At 64.4% G+C, this 19419-nt stretch carries 18 protein-coding genes; 11 read left to right on the forward strand and 7 right to left on the reverse strand.

Features of this window, described 5'->3' with window-relative positions; all coding sequences use genetic code 11:
- Positions 1-74: 74 nt before the first annotated feature.
- The gene (locus OC450_RS11375) at positions 75-716 is read left to right on the forward strand and encodes a tetratricopeptide repeat protein (protein WP_262047894.1); all 642 of its coding nucleotides are present in this window, start codon (positions 75-77) and stop codon (positions 714-716) included.
- Between the two features lie 125 nt (positions 717-841).
- A complete protein-coding gene (locus OC450_RS11380) occupies positions 842-1102 on the forward strand; it encodes a hypothetical protein (RefSeq protein ID WP_211381400.1) in 261 nt (86 codons plus the stop codon).
- A 12-nt stretch (positions 1103-1114) separates the two neighbouring features.
- On the opposite strand, the gene OC450_RS11385 is transcribed toward OC450_RS11380, so the two are convergent.
- Positions 1115-1297 (reverse strand): hypothetical protein, encoded by a 183-nt coding sequence (locus tag OC450_RS11385; RefSeq protein ID WP_211381401.1) that lies wholly within the window; start codon positions 1295-1297, stop codon positions 1115-1117.
- Positions 1298-1623: 326 nt separating this feature from the next.
- Here OC450_RS11385 and OC450_RS11390 point away from each other — a divergent pair, with 326 nt between their 5' ends.
- Complete coding sequence (locus OC450_RS11390; protein ID WP_262047895.1) at positions 1624-2580, forward strand: alpha/beta fold hydrolase; 957 nt, start codon at positions 1624-1626, stop codon at positions 2578-2580.
- Positions 2581-2598: 18 nt separating this feature from the next.
- On the opposite strand, the gene cycA is transcribed toward OC450_RS11390, so the two are convergent.
- Entirely contained in the window at positions 2599-2994 is a 396-nt protein-coding gene (gene cycA / locus OC450_RS11395; RefSeq protein WP_094894834.1) for a cytochrome c-550 CycA, read from the reverse strand.
- A gap of 275 nt (positions 2995-3269) precedes the next feature.
- Here cycA and OC450_RS11400 point away from each other — a divergent pair, with 275 nt between their 5' ends.
- From OC450_RS11400 to OC450_RS11420, 5 genes are all read left to right on the forward strand, one after another.
- A complete protein-coding gene (locus tag OC450_RS11400; protein WP_211381403.1) occupies positions 3270-4763 on the forward strand; it encodes an FAD-linked oxidase C-terminal domain-containing protein in 1494 nt (497 codons plus the stop codon).
- Between the two features lie 73 nt (positions 4764-4836).
- Positions 4837-6075, forward strand: coding sequence for an FAD-binding protein (locus OC450_RS11405; RefSeq protein WP_262047896.1), 1239 nt, complete (start codon positions 4837-4839; stop codon positions 6073-6075).
- A complete protein-coding gene (gene glcF, locus OC450_RS11410; protein WP_262047897.1) occupies positions 6072-7388 on the forward strand; it encodes a glycolate oxidase subunit GlcF in 1317 nt (438 codons plus the stop codon). Before OC450_RS11405 ends, glcF begins: the two co-directional genes overlap by 4 nt.
- Before the next feature lie 91 nt (positions 7389-7479).
- Positions 7480-7842 carry a histone gene (locus tag OC450_RS11415; protein WP_262047898.1) on the forward strand — a complete coding sequence of 121 codons (363 nt, stop codon included), beginning with the start codon at positions 7480-7482 and terminating at the stop codon, positions 7840-7842.
- Between the two features lie 404 nt (positions 7843-8246).
- The gene (locus OC450_RS11420; protein WP_211381406.1) at positions 8247-9257 is read left to right on the forward strand and encodes a TorF family putative porin; all 1011 of its coding nucleotides are present in this window, start codon (positions 8247-8249) and stop codon (positions 9255-9257) included.
- A gap of 225 nt (positions 9258-9482) precedes the next feature.
- Here OC450_RS11420 and OC450_RS11425 read toward each other — a convergent pair whose 3' ends face one another.
- Complete coding sequence (locus OC450_RS11425) at positions 9483-11246, reverse strand: ABC transporter ATP-binding protein/permease (RefSeq protein WP_262047899.1); 1764 nt, start codon at positions 11244-11246, stop codon at positions 9483-9485.
- A gap of 311 nt (positions 11247-11557) precedes the next feature.
- On the opposite strand from OC450_RS11425, the gene OC450_RS11430 reads away from it, so the two are divergent.
- Positions 11558-13222, forward strand: coding sequence for an L-lactate permease (locus tag OC450_RS11430; protein WP_262047900.1), 1665 nt, complete (start codon positions 11558-11560; stop codon positions 13220-13222).
- 142 nt (positions 13223-13364) lie between these two features.
- A complete protein-coding gene (locus OC450_RS11435; RefSeq protein ID WP_211381409.1) occupies positions 13365-13763 on the forward strand; it encodes an META domain-containing protein in 399 nt (132 codons plus the stop codon).
- A 140-nt stretch (positions 13764-13903) separates the two neighbouring features.
- Here OC450_RS11435 and OC450_RS11440 read toward each other — a convergent pair whose 3' ends face one another.
- The 3 genes from OC450_RS11440 to groES all read right to left on the reverse strand — a co-directional run bounded on the left by OC450_RS11440 (position 13904) and on the right by groES (position 17416).
- On the reverse strand, positions 13904-15115 hold the full coding sequence (locus OC450_RS11440; RefSeq protein ID WP_262047901.1) for a hypothetical protein: 1212 nt from the start codon (positions 15113-15115) through the stop codon (positions 13904-13906).
- A gap of 202 nt (positions 15116-15317) precedes the next feature.
- On the reverse strand, positions 15318-16949 hold the full coding sequence (groL, locus tag OC450_RS11445; RefSeq protein ID WP_211381411.1) for a chaperonin GroEL: 1632 nt from the start codon (positions 16947-16949) through the stop codon (positions 15318-15320).
- Between the two features lie 170 nt (positions 16950-17119).
- Positions 17120-17416 carry a co-chaperone GroES gene (gene groES / locus OC450_RS11450; RefSeq protein ID WP_211381412.1) on the reverse strand — a complete coding sequence of 99 codons (297 nt, stop codon included), beginning with the start codon at positions 17414-17416 and terminating at the stop codon, positions 17120-17122.
- 316 nt (positions 17417-17732) lie between these two features.
- Between groES and OC450_RS11455 the strand changes: the two genes are divergently transcribed.
- Complete coding sequence (locus OC450_RS11455; protein ID WP_007596953.1) at positions 17733-18254, forward strand: hypothetical protein; 522 nt, start codon at positions 17733-17735, stop codon at positions 18252-18254.
- Positions 18255-18349: 95 nt separating this feature from the next.
- Here OC450_RS11455 and OC450_RS11460 read toward each other — a convergent pair whose 3' ends face one another.
- Complete coding sequence (locus OC450_RS11460) at positions 18350-19132, reverse strand: protein phosphatase CheZ (RefSeq protein WP_211381413.1); 783 nt, start codon at positions 19130-19132, stop codon at positions 18350-18352.
- Positions 19133-19419: the final 287 nt, after the last annotated feature.

Consider the following 19419-nt stretch of genomic DNA (forward strand, 5'->3'; position numbering starts at 1 on the left):
AAGACCACGGTCTCACGCGAGTTTGACGCCGCCTTTGCTTTGCAAGGGCGGCTTTACGCGTTTAGACTTTGACCATGGCAGTGAGATTCCTGTTCGCGCGCACCCTGTGGCTGGCCCTCGTTATGGGTGCCGCTGGCCTGACGCCGGCCCTGGCGCAGAAAGTACTGCCGGCCCCTCCCGGCAAGGAGCAGAAGAAGCTCCCGGAGGCGCCGGCCAAGCTGCCCAAGGTCGACCGCAGCAAGAATCTTGATTTCCTGTTCGGCGCGCTGAAAGCCGCGCCCGACGAGGCCAGCGCCAAGCATGTCGAGGCGCGGATCTGGGCGATCTGGATTCACACCCCGAGCGACACCGCGTCGTTGCTGATGGCGCGGGCCAGGACCGCGGTCGACGCCAAGAAGATCGACATCGCGATCAAGCTGCTGGATTCGGTCATCAAGCTGAGGCCCGACTACATCGAGGCCTGGAACCGGCGTGCCACGCTCTATTACATGCAGAACGACTATGGCCGCTCGCTCGCCGACATCCGCGAGGTTCTGATCCGCGAGCCCCGCCATTTCGGTGCGCTTGCGGGCCTCGGCATGATCATGCAGGAAGTCGGCGACGAGAAGCGCGCGCTCGAGGCCTATCGCAAGGCGCTCGCCGTCAATCCGCACCTCGAGAAGATCCCCGACCAGGTCAAGGCGCTGACCGAGAAGGTCGAAGGCCGCGACATCTAGCCTACAAGTCGATCATTTCTTGAGCGAGTGTGGCCTGTGCGGATTAACCACGATCACACGCGCCGCGCGGAAAGCACTATTGTCGGCAGCGCCGCAGGCCTACCTGCATGGCAGGAGCAACAGCCATGAAGCGTTTGATTCTCGCAGGTAGCTTGCTGTTGGCGTCGGGCTCGGTGAGCTTCGCCGACGGATTGTTCTGGGTGGTCGGCAACCGCGCCACCGGCAAATGCGACATCGTGACCAGCAATCCCGTGATCATCGGCGATATCTGGTTCGGAGACGGTCCCTACAAGTCGAAGGCCGACGCCAGGCTTGCCCGTTCGACGATCCGCGCCTGTCCCGCCGTCACCGCCGACGACGAAAAGGACGAGGACGGTACGAACTAGGTCGACAGCGACCTAGTGCAGAACGCTGGTGCCGCGCTCGGTGAGGCCGCGATCGGCGGCGGCGGCGTAAGCCTTGGCAAGCTCGGTTTCGAGATGCTCATTGATCAGCAGCAGCGCTCGCACGGCACCGCGCAGGTCGCCGTTGCAGCTTGCGACGATCTCGTCGATTGCAGTGTCTTTGGATCTGAAGCTCATCGAAATTCTCCGGTTCAAATCAGGACAAATCCTGCCGGCCTTTCCCGCATCCCCTGAGGTCTGCAAGCAGGATCGGCGCCCACCCGCGCCTAGATGGCGGAACCGACCGTGGCGATTATATGGAAGCCGCGATGACGACCTCATGAAGCTGTTCCGGGGCTGGCGTGCGATTCAGGACGCCATTGATTTTATTGTGTTTTTCCTGCTGGAATTATGCACATATCCACAGCCCCGGCATTTCGGTGGAGCGCTTGGTGCCATGGAGCGAAACTGCCGCCCACAAGCCGCGTAACTGCCAAGTGCCCTGGATCGCCCGGATTCTCTCCATGATCGTGATGTCAGTCGTGACGGCGCTGGTTCTGCTGGCGCTGGTCACGCAGGCCGGAATCATCGCCGTGCAACGCGCCTTTCCACCGCAGGGCCGGATGATCGAGGTCGATGGCGCCACGCTTCACGTCGTCGATGTCGGCCCGCGCGATTCGGGCCTGCCGATCGTGATGCTGCACGGTGCGAGCTCCAACCTCGAAGCGATGCGCCGCCCGCTCGGCGACCTCCTCGCCAAGAACCATCGCGTCGTCCTGATCGATCGTCCCGGCCACGGCTGGAGCACGCGGGCGCGGCGGCAGGATTCGACGCCACAGGTCCAAGCGCGGATGATCGACGATGCGCTTGGCAAGCTCGGGATCGACCGCGCCGTCTTCGTCGTGCATTCCTGGAGCGGCGCGCTCGGCGCGCGGCTGGCGCTCGATCATCCCGGCCGCGTCGCGGGCCTCGTGATGCTCGCGCCCGTCACCCATCCCTGGCGCGGCGGCGTCGGCCGCTACAACGAGATCATCGCGACGCCGGTGATCGGCCCGCTGCTCGCCTACACCATCACCCTGCCGCTCGGCTATTTCCTGAGCGAGCCCGGCGCGCGCAACGTCTTCCTGCCGCAAATGATGCCCGACGGATTCGTGCAGGATTCCGCGACGCCGCTGCTGCTGCGCCCGCGCGAGTTCATCGCCAACGCCTATGATCTCGTGACGCTGAAGGAAGCGGTCGCCGCGCAAGTCGCGCGCTACGGCGAGATATCGGCGCCGGTCACGATCATCGCCGGCGAGCCCGACAAGACCGTGAGGACCGACATTCACGCGCGCCCGTTTGCCGCGGCGGTGCAGAATGCGAAGCTGATCGTGCTGCCCGACCTCGGTCACATGGTGCAGAACGCCGTGCCGGATCTCGTGAAGACCGAGATCGAGGCGATGATCGGCAAAATCGCCCCGGCGCAGGCGGCCGCCGATTAGCGGCCGCCGTTCACCCGCTTACTGCTTGATCTTCCCGTCCTTGTCGAACTGAGACACATAGGTCCAGAGATTGTTGATCTCGGTCTCGTTCTTGATGCCGGCGAACGCCATCTTGGTGCCGGGGATCTTGGCCTTGGGGTCCTTTATGTATTCCTTGAACGTGGCTTCGTCCCAGGTGATGCCGGAATTCTTGTTCGCGTCCGAGTAGTTGTAGTCCGGAGCGGTGCCCGACTTGCGGCCGTTGAGGCCGTTGAGCTCGGGGCCGACCTTGTTCTTGGCGCCTTCGCCGATCGCATGGCAGGCCAGGCATTTGTTGAACGACGTCTTGCCGGCCGCGGCATCCTGCGCCATCGCGGCGGGTGCGGTGGCAATCGCGGTGAGGATCGTCAGTGCGCCGAAAATCAGTTTTGTCATCGGGTGCTCTTCGTCTCTTCCCTGGGAGGTATGGTCAGTCGCTTGCCTGATCGGCAATCGTCGGACCTCCCGGTTTTGGCAGGCCCGCCCGGCTTGGACAAGCCGCCAAACGATGACAGGTTTCACGATTTCCTACTTGTCCCAGAGCGAACTCGCGCAAGATCGCCGCTCCGACTTTCGGATGGCCTACCCAAACACCCCCGGACGTGGTTGATTTGCCGCGACAATTCGATCGTCCGGCGTCAGCCGGAAGGATATGCCATGAAGGGTGTGATATGGCCATCATGATGCCTGCCAGCGACCAGGCCGTGCTCGCGCGCCGCGCCGAGATCGTGGCTGCGTTGCGCGCAATCGTGCCTGGCGAGGGCGTGATCGACAGCGCTTCCGAGATGCGGGTCTACGAATCCGACGGGCTGACGGCCTATCGGCAGCCGCCGATGGTCGTGGTGCTGCCGGACACGACCGAGCAGGTTTCGCTCGTCCTGAAATATTGTGCCGGGCAGGGCATCAAGGTGGTGCCGCGTGGCTCCGGCACCTCGCTGTCCGGCGGCGCGTTGCCGCTCGAGGACGGCGTGCTGTTGGGCCTCGGCAAGTTCAAGCGCATCCGCGAGATCGATTTCGACAACCGGGTCGTCGTCACCGAGCCCGGTGTCACCAACCTTGCCATCAGCCAGGCGGTTGCGCATGCCGGCTTCTACTACGCGCCCGATCCGTCCTCGCAGATCGCCTGCTCGATCGGCGGCAATGTCGCGGAGAATTCCGGTGGCGTGCACTGCCTCAAATACGGCATGACCACCAACAACGTGCTGGGTTGCGAGATCGTGCTGATGAGCGGGGAGATCCTGCGCATCGGCGGCAAGGGGTGCGAAAATTCCGGCTACGACCTGATGGGGGTCATCACCGGCTCCGAAGGCCTGCTCGGCGTCATCACCGAGATCACGGTGCGCATCCTGCAAAAGCCGGAGACCGCGCGCGCGCTGATGGTCGGCTTTGCCGAGGTCGAGGCGGCCGGCGAATGCGTGGCGCGGATCATCGGCGCCGGCATCATTCCCGGCGGCATGGAGATGATGGACAAGCCGGCGATCCACGCCGCCGAGGCGTTCGTCCATGCCGGCTATCCGCTCGACGTCGAGGCGCTCCTCATCATCGAGCTCGACGGTCCCAAGATCGAGGTCGACGAGCTGATCACGCGCGTCGAGACAATCGCCAACGCTTGCGGCTCGACCACCTGCCAGATATCGACCTCGGAGGCCGAGCGCAATCTGTTCTGGGCCGGCCGCAAGGCGGCGTTCCCGGCCGTGGGCCGCATCTCGCCAGACTATCTCTGCATGGACGGCACCATCCCGCGCGGCGCGCTGCCCAAGGCGCTGGCGCGCATCCGCGAGCTCTCGGAAAAATACCAGCTCGGCTGCGCCAACGTGTTCCACGCTGGCGATGGCAATCTGCATCCCCTGATCCTCTACGATGCCAACAAGGAAGGCGAGATCGAGCGCGCGGAAGCGTTCGGCGCCGACATCCTGCGCGCCTGCGTCGAGTTCGGCGGCGTCCTCACCGGCGAGCACGGCGTCGGCATCGAGAAGCGCGATCTGATGCCGGAGATGTTCACCGAGATCGACCTCAACCAGCAGCAGCGGCTGAAATGCGCCTTCGATGCGCAGGGCCTGCTCAATCCCGGAAAAGTGTTTCCGACCCTGCACCGCTGCGCCGAGCTCGGCCGCATGCACGTCCATGCCGGCAAGCTGGCTTTCCCTGATATTCCGCGGTTCTAGGCGCCGATCGCTGCACCTTCGCTGCAATACGCCAAATTTGATTTCCCCTGTAAACTTGGATACCCGCTCAGTCGTGGATACGCTCAAGGTCAGAGACGCCAAAGACGTCGAAGAGGTGGTGCGCGCGGCGATTGCCAATGAGCAGCCGCTCGAGATCATCGGTCATGGCAGCAAGCGCAGCATCGGCCACGCCATGGCGACCAACGCCGTGCTCGACGTCTCCGCACTGAATGCCGTCACCTCCTACGAGCCCAACGAGCTCATCGTCACGCTCCAGGCCGGTGCGCCGCTGGCCGACGTGCTGTCGCTGATCGATGCCAAGAACCAGCAATTCGCCTTCGAGCCGATGAACACCGCGCCGCTGCTCGGCACGCCCGCGCTCGGCACCATCGGCGGCATGATCGCGGCGGGCCTCGCCGGCCCGCGGCGCATCAGGGCGGGCGGGGCACGCGACCATCTGCTCGGGGCGCATGCCGTGTCCGGTTTTGGCGACAGCTTCAAGACCGGTGGCAAGGTGGTGAAGAACGTCACCGGCTACGACCTGTGCAAACTTCTCGCCGGTTCCTGGGGCACGCTGTCGGTGATGACCGAGGTCACGCTCAAGGTGATGCCGAAGCCGGAGGCCGAGCGGACGCTGCTCTTGCACGGGCTCGACGATGCCACCGCCAACAAGGCAATGACGGCGGCGCTGGGCTCGCCCTTCGACGTCTCCGGTGCCGCGCACCTGCCGAAATCGGCGTTCCGAACCAGGACCGACGGCCTCGGCGATATCGCGGGCCAGGGCGAGGCGTTGACCATGCTGCGGCTCGAAGGCATTGCCGCCTCCGCCGCCCACCGTGCCGGCTCGCTGCGCGAATTGCTGGCCCCGTTCGGAACCGCGACGCTGGTCGAGGACGTCGCGTCCGCTGCGGCTTGGGCTACGGTCCGCGACGTTCTGCCGTTCGCGGCCAGCGGTGCGCTTGGCGCCTGGCCGGTCTGGCGGATCGTCTGTCCGCCGGCGTCCGGCGCGGCGCTCGGGACGCAACTGGCGCGCGAGACCGGCGGCGAGGTGATCTATGACTGGGGCGGCGGGCTGATCTGGGCGGCGCTGCCGCCGAATGGCGACGCGCACGCCTCCGCCGTGCGCGAGCGCGCCAATGCGACTGGCGGGCACGCCACGTTGATCCGGGCGGCCGAGGACGTCAGGCGCGGTGTCGATGTGTTCCATCCACAGGCGCCTGGCGTTGCCGCGCTGAGTGAGCGAGTGCGCGCCAGTTTCGATCCGAAGACCATCCTGAACCGGGGACGGCTGACGCGGGGCGCTGCGGCATGAAGACGGAATTCTCTCTCGCTCAGCTCGCCGATCCCGATATTGCGGAGGCCGACAAGATCCTGCGCGCCTGCGTGCATTGCGGCTTCTGCACGGCTACCTGTCCGACCTATGTGCTGCTTGGCGACGAGCTCGATAGCCCGCGCGGCCGCATCTATCTGATCAAGGAGATGCTGGAGAAGGACCAGGCCCCGACGGCCGAGGTGGTCAAGCATGTCGACCGCTGCCTGTCGTGCCTGGCCTGCATGACGACCTGCCCCTCCGGGGTGAACTACATGCACCTCGTCGACCAGGCCCGGGTCAGGATCGAGCAGCGCTATCAGCGGCCGCTGACCGAGCGGCTGCTGCGCCGGGTGCTGGCCTTCGTCCTGCCGGATCCGCGGCGTTTCCGGGCCAGCATGTGGCTGGCGCGGCTGGCCCGCCCGCTCGCCCTGTTCCTGCCGACGCCCCGTCCCTCCGCCACGCCCGGCCTGATCCAGCGTCTCAAGGCGATGCTGGCGCTGGCGCCGGACCGGCTGCCGTCGCCGGGCCCCGCCGCCGGCAGTGTATTCGCAGCACTCGGCAAGAAGCGCGGCCGGGTCGCGCTGCTCCAGGGCTGCGCCCAGCAGGTGCTGGCGCCGCGCATCAACCAGGCCGCCATCAGTCTCCTCACGCGCCACGGCATCGAAGTCGTCCTGGTCAGGGACGAGCAGTGCTGCGGCGCGCTGACCCATCACCTCGGCAACGACCACGATGCGCTGGCGCGGGCTCGCGCCAATGTCACGGCGTGGCGGAAGGAAGCGGCAGGCGAGGGGCTCGACGCCATCCTGGTGACGGCGTCCGGCTGCGGCACCGTGATCAAGGACTACGGCTACCTGCTGCGCGAGGATCAAGTCTTCGCGGCCGATGCCGCGAAGGTGTCTGCGCTTGCCAAGGACATCACCGAATACGTCGCCGGTCTCGGATTGGAGCCGGTCGCACGACAAGACAACATCGTCGTCGCCTATCACTCCGCGTGTTCGTTGCAGCATGGCCAGAAAATCACGGGCCTTCCGAAAGAATTGCTTTCCAAGAATGGATTCGTGGTGAAAGATGTGCCGGAGAGCCATTTGTGTTGCGGTTCGGCGGGGACCTACAACATTCTCCAGCCCGAGCTTGCGGGCCGGTTGCGCGATCGCAAGGTCGCCAACATCGCGAGCGTCAAGCCGGACATGATTGCCGCTGGCAATATCGGATGCATGGTGCAGATTGCCAGTGGCACGTCAGTTCCGGTCGTACACACGATTGAGCTCCTCGATTGGGCTACGGGCGGGTCGCGACCGGCATTGAAAGCGTAAGGCTGAGCTTTTGAAGGCTGAGCTTTCGTCCGGAGATGGCGGCGGAAAGACGCCCAATCGACCATGGTTCGGCGGCAACAGGAGGACCACGATGGCAAAAGCGAAGAAGAAAAAAAGCAAGAAGGCCAAAAAGGCCAAGAAGGTTGTAGCGGCGAAGAAGACCGCGAAGAAGGCAGCCAAGAAGTCCGCGAAGAAGTCTGCCAAGAAAGCTGCAAAGAAATCCGCGAAGAAGGCCGCGCCGAAGAAGGCCGCCAAGAAGTCGGCCAAGAAGGCTGCCCCTAAGAAGGCCGCCAAGAAGGCTGCGAAGAAAGCGGCTGCGAAGAAGGCGAAGGCAGCTTCCGCGCCGAAGCCGTCAGCGCCGGTGGCAGCTCCGGCTCCCGAGCCTGCCGCCGAGACGAGCTGGGCGATGCCTTCGTCTTCTGCGGAACCGACGCCGGCCGAGGGGCAAGGTTAGGCTCAAAGCCAGGCCAAAGGCCGGCACGAATTCAACGGCCATGATCGACAGCACAAGGGCCGCGGCGGCGACGCTGCGGCCCTTTTGCATGGCGGCTACGCCGTCATCCACGGCGCCAGCCTTGATTCGTGGCGCGCGGAACACGGTACCGCCTGTCACCGTACTAACCCGGTCTCCGAGTGCCCTTCAGGATGCAGAAAATGTGATCGAGAAGCCACACAGGCTGACAACCTTTCTTGAAATCGCCATAACGCCTAAAAAGTCGGCAGATGCCCGTGTTTTTTGCTTCACGGTTTGCATCCCTCAATACAGATTGTAGCAGTAACGCAATTTTGCAGACAGGTCGTACGCCCCGGGGGGCTTCCGGGATACCGACTGGGTAAGAACTGGTGATGGGGATCGAAATGAAAAAAGTGGCTTTGTTGGCAACGGCGCTGGCAATGGTGACGGGTTCGGCTTTCGCGGCAGACATGCCTGTGAAGGCAATGAAGGCTCCGCCGCCGCCCGCCTTCGACCCCTGGGATGTCGCCTTCGGCGGCGCCATCATGAGCGACTACGTCTTCCGCGGTATCACCCAGTCGAACCACAAGCCGTCGGTCGCGGCCTATTTCGAGCCGCGCTATAACGTCACCAAGGACCTCCAGCTCTACATCGGCGTGTCCGGTGAGAGCATCTCCTTCCCGAACCGCGCCGCCGGCGAAATCGACATCTACGGCGGTATCCGCCCGACCTTCGGCGCTTTCGCGTTCGACATCGGTGTCTGGGGCTACCTGTATCCGGGCGGCACCTGCTACTTCGGCGGCACCGGCATCGACAACGCCGGCAACTTCCAGGGCGCTGACTGCGCCGAGAAGGCCTTGCTGAACACCAACGTGATCAAGAAGGACCTGAGCTTCTTCGAAGTCTACGGCAAGGGCACCTACACGGTGAACGACAACTGGTCGTTCGGCTTCACCGAATACTACACCCCGAGCTATCTGAACTCGGGTGCCTGGGGCAACTACGCTTCGGTCGTCGGCAAGTACATCGCGCCCCCCACGATCTTCGGTGCGAGCGGCGTCGGCATGTATGTGTCGGGTGAGTTCGGCCGTCAGTGGCTCGGCACCTCCGACAGCTTCTACGGCGTCCCGGCGTTCCCGAACGGCATCAAGTACGCCGACTACAACACCTGGAACATCGGCATCGGCTTCACCTACAAGGTTGCCACGCTGGACCTGCGCTACTCCGACACCGACCTTTCCAAGGGTGATTGCAACGCCTTCACCAGCGACTTCTCGGCTCGCGGCAACCTGACCGCTTCGACCGGCACCTACCTGACGCCGATCAATCCGTCCGGCGTCGGCTCCAACTGGTGCGGTGCCACCGGTATCGCCAAGCTGTCGTTCGACCTGACGGCGATGAGCAACCTGAAGTAAGCTTCTTTCCGAAGCGATTTGATGAGGGCGGCAGGTCAACCTGCCGCCCTTTTGCTTTGGGGTGCAGCGGTGCTCGGCCTGCATGGTTCGAGACGCCCGCCTTCGGCGGGTTCCTCACCATGAGGGACTCGGATTTCGCAGCAAGGACAGATCTCATCCAGAGGAGCCCGCCGAAGGCGGGCGTCTCGAAGGATGGGCCGCGACCTCCGCGCCGCCGCTCGCGCCTCAGCGCGCCACGCTCGGCTCCTTCTCGGCCGGCGCGCTCCCGTCACCGAGAATGTGGATCGCACCGCTCTTCACCATCGTTACCTTGCGGCTGTGGAAGGCGTCGAGCGTCGAGCGGTGGCCGATCGAGACGATGGTGGCCTGCGGCAGCTTCTCCGCCAGCAGTCGGTACAGCCGGGCCTCGGAGGGCTCGTCCAGAGACGCCGTGGCCTCGTCCAGGAACAGATAGTCGGGCGCATGCAGCAGCGCGCGGGCGAGCCCGAGGCGCTGCTGCTCGCCGAGCGACAGCATCCGGTTCCAGTGACCGTCCTCCTCGAGTCGTTCGGCAAGGTCGGGCAGCCCGACCGCGATCAGCGCATCCCGGATACTGGCGGCCTCGAATGCGCCAGGAGCGGCGGGATAAACCACGGCATCACGCAATATGCCGACCGGGAAGTAGGGACGCTGCGGCAGCATCATCAGCTTCGCCTTCTCGGGAATGACGATGGTGCCGGTGCCGAACGGCCAGATGCCGGCGATGGCGCGAAACAGTGTCGACTTGCCGGAGCCCGACGGCCCGGTCACCAGCACCCGCTCCGGGGCCTGGACGGTGAATGCGTCGGCGGCGACCAGCGGGGTGCCGTTGGGCAGGTTCACACAGAGCTGATCGAGCCCGATAGTGCGGCCGCCGTCAGCGGCCTCGAGGGTGATGGCCGGCTCATGCGCCGGCAGGTGCGCGGCCGAATCGACCGACATCTCGAAGCCGTCGAGACGCGCGACGATCGAGCGCCATTCCGCCAGCGACCGGTAGGCCGTGACGAAAAACGAGAGCGCGCCCTGCACGCTGGAGAAGGCGGATGCGGTCTGCATCATGTCGCCGAGCTGGATTTTCTTGGCGAAGAACGCCGGCGCGACCAGCACGTAGGGGAAGATCACGGCGGCCTGTTGATAGCTCGCCGTGAACGCTGTGAGGCGCTTGGTCCGGCTCATGATGGCGTACCAATTGCCGATCACGAAGCCGAAGCGATCGAGCAGGCGCGAGCGTTCGGCGCCTTCGCCCTTGAGCAACGCGATCTGCTCGGAGTTCTCGCGCACGCGAACGAGGTTGAAGCGGAAGTCGGCCTCATAGCGCTGCTGCTCGAAGTTGAGGTTGACCAGCGGGGCGCCGATCCAGTGCGTCAGCGCGGTGCCGAAGATTGCGTAGATAAGCGCGCCCCAGCACAGATAGCCGGGAATCATCAGATCGCGGCCGAACAGGTGCAGCGGTGCGGCGTTGGACAGGCCCCAGAGGATGATGACGAAGGAGAACAGCGTCACGATCGACGAGAGCAGGCCGAGCCCGATCGTCAGGGTCTGCTCGACGAAGTTCTTGACGTCCTCGGTGATACGCTGGTCGGGGTTGTCGGCCGCATCGCCCTTGAGCTGCATGCGGTAATGCGTAGCGTCTTGCAGCCATTCGCCCAGATAGTGCCGGGTCAGCCACTGCCTCCAGCGGATCTGAAGCCATTGGTTCAGGTAGAGCTTGTAGACGGCCAGCGCGATAAAGGTGAAGGCGAGGCCGACGAAGATCCAGATCTGTGTGACGAAGGCATCCCAGTCGCTGCTCTGGAGCGCAGTGTAGAACCGGTTCTGCCACTGGTTCACCAGCACGTCGATCGCGACCAGCGCCAGCTCCATTGCGATGACGGCGGCGAGCAGGCCGCGCCCGGCCCATTTGTCTTCCGACCGGAAATAGGGAGCGGCGATTCGCCAGACGATCGCGAGGGTGGCGATGATGTTCTTCACAGAGCTGAATCTCCTGCGGGGATGTGCACAAATGCCCGGAGCCAAATGGTTGAGGCAATGGCTGAAATCGGCGCGCTTAGACTAAAGTCGCAAATTCTGCAATTTGCGTTGGCTTGTCGCAGCTTGCAACCCTAGCATGGGCTTCGAGGGCGCGGGGTGGGGGCCTCCGGGATTTCGCGAGCTTGTGAGCGGACGGGAACCGCTGCAGTCGCGAGGAATTCGCGTTCGGCTCGGGGGTTATCCTTCAGCGTCAAGCAGGATCGGCTGTCCACGCGGGCCGCCTGCCTTACATATGCGTGGGGAGGAAGACCATGTGGAATCAAGTCTATGATCCGCTGCACAGCCCTGTGCTGTCGACGATCGCGGCGGCCATCCCTGTCGTCACACTGCTTGTGCTGATCGCGAGCGGCCGCGTCCAGGCCCATATTGCCGCCGTCGTCGCCGTGATCGTGGCCAATCTGATCACGATCTTCGTCTTCACCATGCCGGCCAACATGTCGATCCGCGCATCGGTGCTGGGCATCGTCACCGGCTTCTTCCCGATCGGCTGGATCGTTCTCAACGTCATCTTCCTCTACCAGGTGACCGTGTCGACCGGGCGCTTCGAACTCCTCAAGCGCGCGATCGGCGGCGTCACCGAGGACCGGCGGCTGCAATTGCTGCTGATCGCATTCTCCTTCGGTGCCTTCTTCGAGGGTGCATCGGGCTTCGGCACGCCGGTGGCAATCACGGGCGCCGTTCTGATCGGCCTCGGCTTCTCGCCGCTTGCGGCAAGCGGCCTGTCGCTGATCGCCAACACCGCGCCGGTCGCCTATGGCGCGCTGGGCACGCCGATCCAGGGTCTTGCCTCGGTTACCGGGTTCGATCCCTACATCCTCGGCGCGATGGTCGGACGGCAGCTGCCGTTCTTCTCGCTGATCGTGCCGTTCTGGGTGATATGGGCTTTTGCCGGTTGGAGAGGCATGAAGGACGTCTGGCCGGCGATTCTCGTCACCGGCGTATCATTCGCGATCCCGCAATTCGTGATCTCGAACTACATCAATCCCTGGATCGTCGATATCGGCGCGTCGCTGATATCGATGGGTGCGCTGATCCTTTTCCTGAAGGTCTGGCAGCCGAAGCAGCTCTGGCTGTCGCCTGCGTTGCGCGGCAATGATGAATCGACCTCCACCATGGCCGGGGCAAAACCGCTCGACAAGACGCCACTCACGCAGAGCGAGCTGTTCAGCGCGCTTTTGCCTTGGATCATCGTCTGTATCGTGATGCTGATCTGGGGCAACGGCGGCTTCAAGACCTGGGCGAATTCGATCTTCACCTGGAACTACCCCGTTCCCGAGCTGCATCAGATGATCAACAAGATGCCGCCGGTCGCGCCAGGGCCGACGAAAGAGAGCGCGGTGTTCGGCTTCACCTACCTGTCCTTCACCGGCACGGGCATGCTGATCGCCGCGATCATCTCCGGCTTCCTGATGGGCGTCGGTCCCAGCCAACTTGTGACCCAGTACGGCCGCACCATCCGGCTGTGCGCGATCTCGCTGATCACGATCTCGGCGATGCTCGCGATCGGCACGCTGACGCGGCTCTCCGGTGTCGACGCCACACTCGGCCTCGCCTTCGCCGCAACCGGCGTGCTCTATCCCTTCTTCGGCACACTGCTCGGCTGGCTTGGCGTGGCGCTGACGGGGTCTGATACGTCGTCGAACATCCTGTTCGGCAACCTTCAGAAAATCACGTCCGAGCAACTCGGCCTGTCGCCGATTCTGATGGCCGCGGCGAACTCGTCCGGCGGCGTGATGGGCAAGATGATCGACGCGCAGTCGATCGTGGTCGCCTCCACGGCCACCAACTGGTACGGCCATGAGGGCACCATCCTGCGCTTCGTGTTCTGGCACTCGATCGTGCTGGCCTGTCTCGTCGGTGTGCTCGTGACGTTGCAGGCCTATATCTATCCGTTCACGGCGATGGTCCTGAAGTAGCAGGCCGCGTCCCGGCTTCGACGCAAATCAAATCCCCGCGGGTTGTCCTCGCGGGGATTTTTGCGTTCGAGGCCGGCGAACCTTCTCAACGGCGCCGCCGTCTTATAGAAGGTGCGGCAAATCGGGTCGGTCGAGAGGTCTCATGGTTTCGCTCAAGCGATTGGTGTGTGCAGCGGTTGCAATGCTCGCGATGTCCACGCTCGCGCGTGCGGAGGACGGTTTTCCGTTCGGCACCGAGATGACGCTGGAGGCGCTGCCGCAGCCGGGCTCGAAGCGGATTCCGAACATCGAGATCGGCGACAACGGCGAAGTCGTGCTGGAGCTCTGGTGCAAGGGCGGCAAGGGCCAGTTCTCGGTCGCCGGCAACACCGTGATCTTCGTCCCCGGCCAGATCCAGGACCGCGCCTGCCCGTCGGCAAGGGCGCAGGCCGACGACGATCTCGTCGCAGCCCTCGGCAGCGTCGAGACCTGGAAGCGTCAGGGCGACGTGCTCACGCTTCTCGGCCCCAAGCCGCTGCGCTTTCGCGTCAACGGAAATTAATCTAGGTCTCGCTCTCGTGTCCCGGACAAGGCGCAGCGCGAGAGCGATGCGCCGCAGAGCCGGGACCCGGTTGTCTATCCTCGATCTCGCGTGCGGCTTCTGGGCCCCGGCTCGCAGCGCTTCGTCCGGGGCACGAGAGCCTATTTCCACACCGACTTGTCGGCGTCCCAGCGCTGGCCCTTCAGCTCCTTGGCGAGCGCTTCGGCCGAGCCGTTGTCGTCGGGCTGATCGGCTTCCTCGTCGGCGGTCGCATCGTCCGACAGATTGAGCTTGGCGCCGCTGCTCTCGTCGGCGGTCGTGGTCGAGGGGCTGCCGATCCAGAGCATGAGCTTGTCGGTCGTGCCGGGCTTGTCGGGCGAGACCAGGCCGGCAACCTCGATCGTGTCGGTGAGCTCGAGTGCCGGGAAATCCTGGTTCGGCCGCTTGAAGACCAGCTTGAGCCTGCCCGTGGCCGGGTTGAAGCCTTGCGAGACCGGCTTTGCCGCGAGCGTCCTGCTCAGCACGCCGGCGACGGCGGATGCGAGCTTGTCGCGGTTGATCCTTTCGCCGTCGCGCCAGTCGGCGGCGGGAATGCGGATGGTGCGGTCCATCTCGGTCATGCCCGCGGTCCAGCCCGCGGCGGTGACGCCGGGCATCGCCTTGAATTTTGCCAGCAGCGCTGCCGCGCGCTCCGGATCGACCGACATGTTGATGGTCTGCTCGCCGGCGCGCAGCGCATCGCAGCCCACGGTCAGGCTCGCCAGCGTCACCTCGACCTCCTGGCCCTTCAGGCTCTTCAGGAACTCGTTCGCGGCCTCCAGCTTGACCTTGACCGCGATCGCTTCGGGCGAGACGTCGGTGAAGTCCTTTGGCTGCGGCGTGATGCCGTCGTCGGAGGTCTGGTTGTCCAGAAACTCTTTTTCACTGAGGTCCGAATTGTCGGGCGAGGTGACCTCGGTCACGGCCTGGCCAATCGCGATCTGGCCGCGGAATTCGAACGAGTCCCCGGCCTGTTTGCGCAGCAGCTTGACGGTGACGGGCGCCTTCTCGCCGAGGCTCTGCGTCGTGCCGGTCAGGTTCTGGCCCGAGACCTGGAGATTGACGACGAAGCGGTCCTTGCGATCGGAATTCTTCGCGACGGGATAGCAGACGTCGAGCACGGCTGCGGTGACCGTCTTGCCCTGCCGCGTCTCCTTCAGGATCACGTCGGCGTTGCCGTCCATCAGCCCGTCGATCGAGGTGAAATAGCGCGTCTCGGTTCCGCCCGGGGCCGTGGCCTTCGGCGACAGCTTCATCTGGGCGGATGCGACCTCGGGCGAAATCGCAAGCAGGGCCGCCAGAAGGGCGGTGGAGCAGACCAGAAGCGCGCGCATCGACGAAATCCCCGGGGAAGGGAGCATGATCCGGAAAAGTGTGAAGCGGTTTTCCGAACCGATCATGCTCAAAATTTAGAATCGGCGCGTCACCGTAGTGGGTTTTGGCCGCCGGTTGAATCGGAAACCTCCTTCCATGATCGGTAAAAAAGAAGGCCGCCCGGAGGCGGCCTTCGCATGATTGTAATGGAAGGGATGGGCCTTAGAAGCCGCCCATGCCGCCGCCGCCCGGCATGGCGGGCGGAGCTTCCTTCTTCGGCGTCTCGGCGACCATGGCCTCGGTGGTCACCAGGAGGCCGGCCACGGAGGCGGCGTCCTGGAGCGCGGTGCGGACCACCTTGGCGGGATCGATGATGCCCTTCTCGACCATGTCGACATAGTCCTCGGTCTGGGCGTCGAAGCCGAAGGTCTCGGACTTGTTCTCCAGGATCTTGCCGACGACGATCGAGCCTTCCACGCCCGCGTTCTCGGAGATCTGGCGGATCGGGGCTTCCAGCGCCTTCAAGACGATGTTGATGCCGGCCTGGACGTCGGCATTGGCGTTGGTGAGACGGCCGACGGCCTTCTTGGCGCGGAGCAGCGCGACGCCGCCGCCGGGGACGATGCCTTCCTGCACCGCGGCGCGGGTGGCGTTGAGGGCGTCCTCGACGCGGTCCTTCTTCTCCTTGACCTCGATCTCGGTGGCGCCGCCGACGCGGATCACCGCGACGCCGCCGGCGAGCTTGGCGAGGCGCTCCTGCAGCTTCTCGCGATCGTAGTCGGAGGTGGTCTCCTCGATCTGGGCCTTGATCTGGCCGACGCGGGCCTCGATCTCCGGCTTCTTGCCGGCGCCCTTGACGATCGTGGTGTTCTCCTTGTCGATCACCACCTTGCCGGCCCGGCCCAGCATCTTCACCGTGACGTTCTCGAGCTTGATGCCGAGCTCTTCGGAGATGAGCTGACCGCCGGTGAGGATCGCGAGGTCCTCGAGCATGGCCTTGCGGCGATCACCGAAGCCCGGCGCCTTGACGGCGGCGACCTTGAGGCCGCCACGCAGGCGGTTGACGACCAGGGTGGCCAGTGCCTCGCCCTCGACGTCCTCGGCGATGATGACGAGCGGCTTGCCCGACTGCACCACGGCTTCCAGCACCGGCAGCATGGCCTGCAGGCCCGACAGCTTCTTCTCGTGCAGGAGGATGTAGGCGTCCTCGAGCTCGGCGAGCATCTTCTCGGGGTTGGTGACGAAGTAGGGCGACAGATAGCCGCGGTCGAACTTCATGCCCTCGACGATGTCGACCTCGGTGACGAGCGACTTGTTCTCCTCGACGGTGATGACGCCCTCGTTGCCGACCTTCTGCATCGCCTGGGCGATCATCTTGCCGATGGCGGCATCGCCGTTGGCCGAGATGGTGCCGACCTGGGCGACCTCGGAGGAGGCAGCGACCGGCTTGGCGCGCTTCTCGATGTCCTTGATGACGGACGCGACCGCGATGTCGATGCCGCGCTTGAGGTCCATCGGGTTCATGCCGGCGGCGACCGCCTTGGCGCCTTCGCGCACGATGGCCTGGGCCAGCACGGTCGCGGTGGTGGTGCCGTCGCCAGCGGTGTCGTTGGTCTTGGAAGCGACCTCGCGCAGCATCTGCGCGCCCATGTTCTCGAACTTGTCCTCGAGCTCGATCTCCTTGGCGACGGTGACGCCGTCCTTGGTGATGCGGGGCGCGCCGAAGCTCTTCTCGATGAGAACGTTGCGGCCCTTCGGGCCGAGCGTCACCTTGACGGCGTTGGCGAGAATGTCGACGCCGCGCAGCATGCGATCGCGCGCGTCTCCGGAAAATTTGACGTCTTTGGAAGCCATGGTCTGCAAACCCTCGTGTTTCGTGATGTGTCTTGTTCGTGCTGCGGCGCGCTCTCTTCGTCATTGCCGGGCTTGTCCCGGCAATCCATCACCTGGCGAAGAATGATGGATGCCCGGGGCAAGCCCGGGCACGACAGCGGCGCATTCAGCGGCGGTTCAGGCTGACGGCCTTAGGCCAGGACACCCATGATGTCCGACTCCTTCATGATCAGGAGATCCTCGTTGTCGATCTTGACCTCGGTGCCCGACCACTTGCCGAACAGCACGCGGTCGCCGGCCTTCAGGTCGATCGGAATCAGCTTGCCGGCCTCGTCGCGGCCGCCGGGGCCGACGGCGACGACTTCGCCCTGGGACGGCTTTTCCTTGGCGGTGTCCGGAATGATAATGCCGCCCTTGGTCTTTTCCTCGGCGTCGATACGTTTGACCACGACACGGTCATGCAGCGGACGAAATTTGGATTTAGCCATGACGTTTCCCTTTGGAGGCTCGCTTCGGAACTAGCGGAAGTGGGTGGGGCGGCGCTGTCCGTCCACCCTCTCCCCGAGGATCAAACGGCGCGCTTAGCAATCGGGCTTTCCGAGTGCTAATAGTGGGCTCGGAAATATGGCTTGGCCGCGATCCTGTCAAGCAAAGGTGGTTAAGCGATTGGTGAGGCGGATATAGGATGGTGGTATTGGAAACTTGTTCGGGGCGCCGGCGTATCAAAGGACGTCATTGCTCAGGCGGCGGTTTTGCGCTTGGCTGCGGAAGGGGTGCGGCCATGGTCTTGTTCGGGGGAATGCCATGATCAGTTCGGCTCACGCGCGCACGGTCGCCAATCTGGCGGCCGCGTCTTGTCTGGCGCTGTTGCTGGGCGCCTGCGGCGGCGGCATGAGCCTGCCGTCCTTCTCGTCATCCTCGCCGCCGCCCGAAGCCGAGCCCGGCACCGGTCCGGAAATGCCGGCGAGCATCCGCGCCGACGAGATCGTCGGCCGCTGGGGTCTCGCCTCGTTCCAGAACCCGGCCGACCGCGCCCGCACCGAGGCCGCCGCCCGTGCCCAGTGCAAAAATCCCTACGTGATCACCGCCGGTTCCTCCGGCGGCGTGATCATGCATCTGGCCGACCAGGCGACGCCGCAGGAGCTGCGGCTGAAGGGCTCGCCCAGCGGCAAGAACTATATCGGGCCTGCCGGCCCGACGCCCGGCGAGCAGGACCGCGAGATCGTCTCCTTCGACGGCCGCGTCCTGATCACCCGCTTCATCGACAAGGACGCCGCCACCCGCTACGGCAACATGGTCTACGTCCGCTGCGCGCCGAGGGCGTGATCGGGGCTGGGCTCTCACCACGCGTCATGGCGCAATGACGCCAAAAAAAACGCCGGCTCGCGCCGGCGTTTTGTTTTTCACTCTGCCGCGTCCGCTCAGTCGAACAGCGCGTCGATGTCGTCCTGCGAGGCGTGGCCGACGTCGCCGGCGAGCTTGGGGCCGTTGAGGAGCTTCTCGTCCTCGCTGCGGGAATCGACCGGGGCCGGCACGTGGGCCTTGATCGCGTCGACGCCGCCCCAGATCTCCATCATGGCGTTGATGTGCTGCTCGATGAACTTCATCGTGGTCATGACCTTGCTGATGCGCTGGCCGGTCAGGTCCTGGAAGTTGCAGGCCTCGAAGATCGAGATGACGCGTTCCTGGATGTCGTCGGCGAGCCGCTTCTGCTGGTCGGCCGATTGCACCTTGGACATCGCGCTGGCCGCCTGGTCGATCGACTCGGCGGCTTCGAGAATCTGCTGGGTCGCCTGTTCGGTGCCGCCGACGACCGCGCCGAGCTCGCCATTGACCTTGGCCATTTCGCCGCCGTCGAAGCTCTTGCCGTGCAGTGTCGCGATCTCGCGCTTGGTACGGTCGATGGCGTCGTGGATGAGGTCGAGCTCGACCTTCAGCTTTTCGCACTGCTCGATCTGCGCCCGGTAGGTATCGAGCATGGTGCGGGCTTCGGAGAGCTCGTGGGCAGTGGAGGCATCGATCGCGGCCATGGCGGCGCTGCCGGACAGCGGGACAGGGGTGCCCTTCGCCATCTGTGCGCGGATCGCACGCAGCTCGGCCATGATCTCGCTGTGCATCGGCATTGCCTCTTCGGTTACGTCAAGGATTGGCATTTCGCCACCGACGATATCTTCGACACGAAAACGTTTGCGGTGAACAGCCATCAGGATACTCCCCCCACCTCATTCACGCGTCTTTGTAGGCAGAAGCGATTTAACACGAAGTTCACAGCAGGAACTGTTGTGCTGCGTCGCGCGACGGCGCGCAAAGAAGCAATTAACCATGGGCGTGCGGCATTCACCGAAAATAAACGCTGATCGCCGAATTGCACCGCTGCTGGCGACGTGGTGAATCCAAATGCCGCTTTCGTTTACCAAACAAAACGGCTTTTGCTTTTTATTGACCACGTCGCGGGGCGCGCGGATCAGCCATCAGCTCGCCACGACGCGTG

This window comes from Bradyrhizobium sp. Bra78, assembly GCF_024519855.1.
In the GTDB taxonomy this organism is placed as follows: Bacteria; Pseudomonadota; Alphaproteobacteria; order Rhizobiales; family Xanthobacteraceae; genus Bradyrhizobium; species Bradyrhizobium japonicum_G.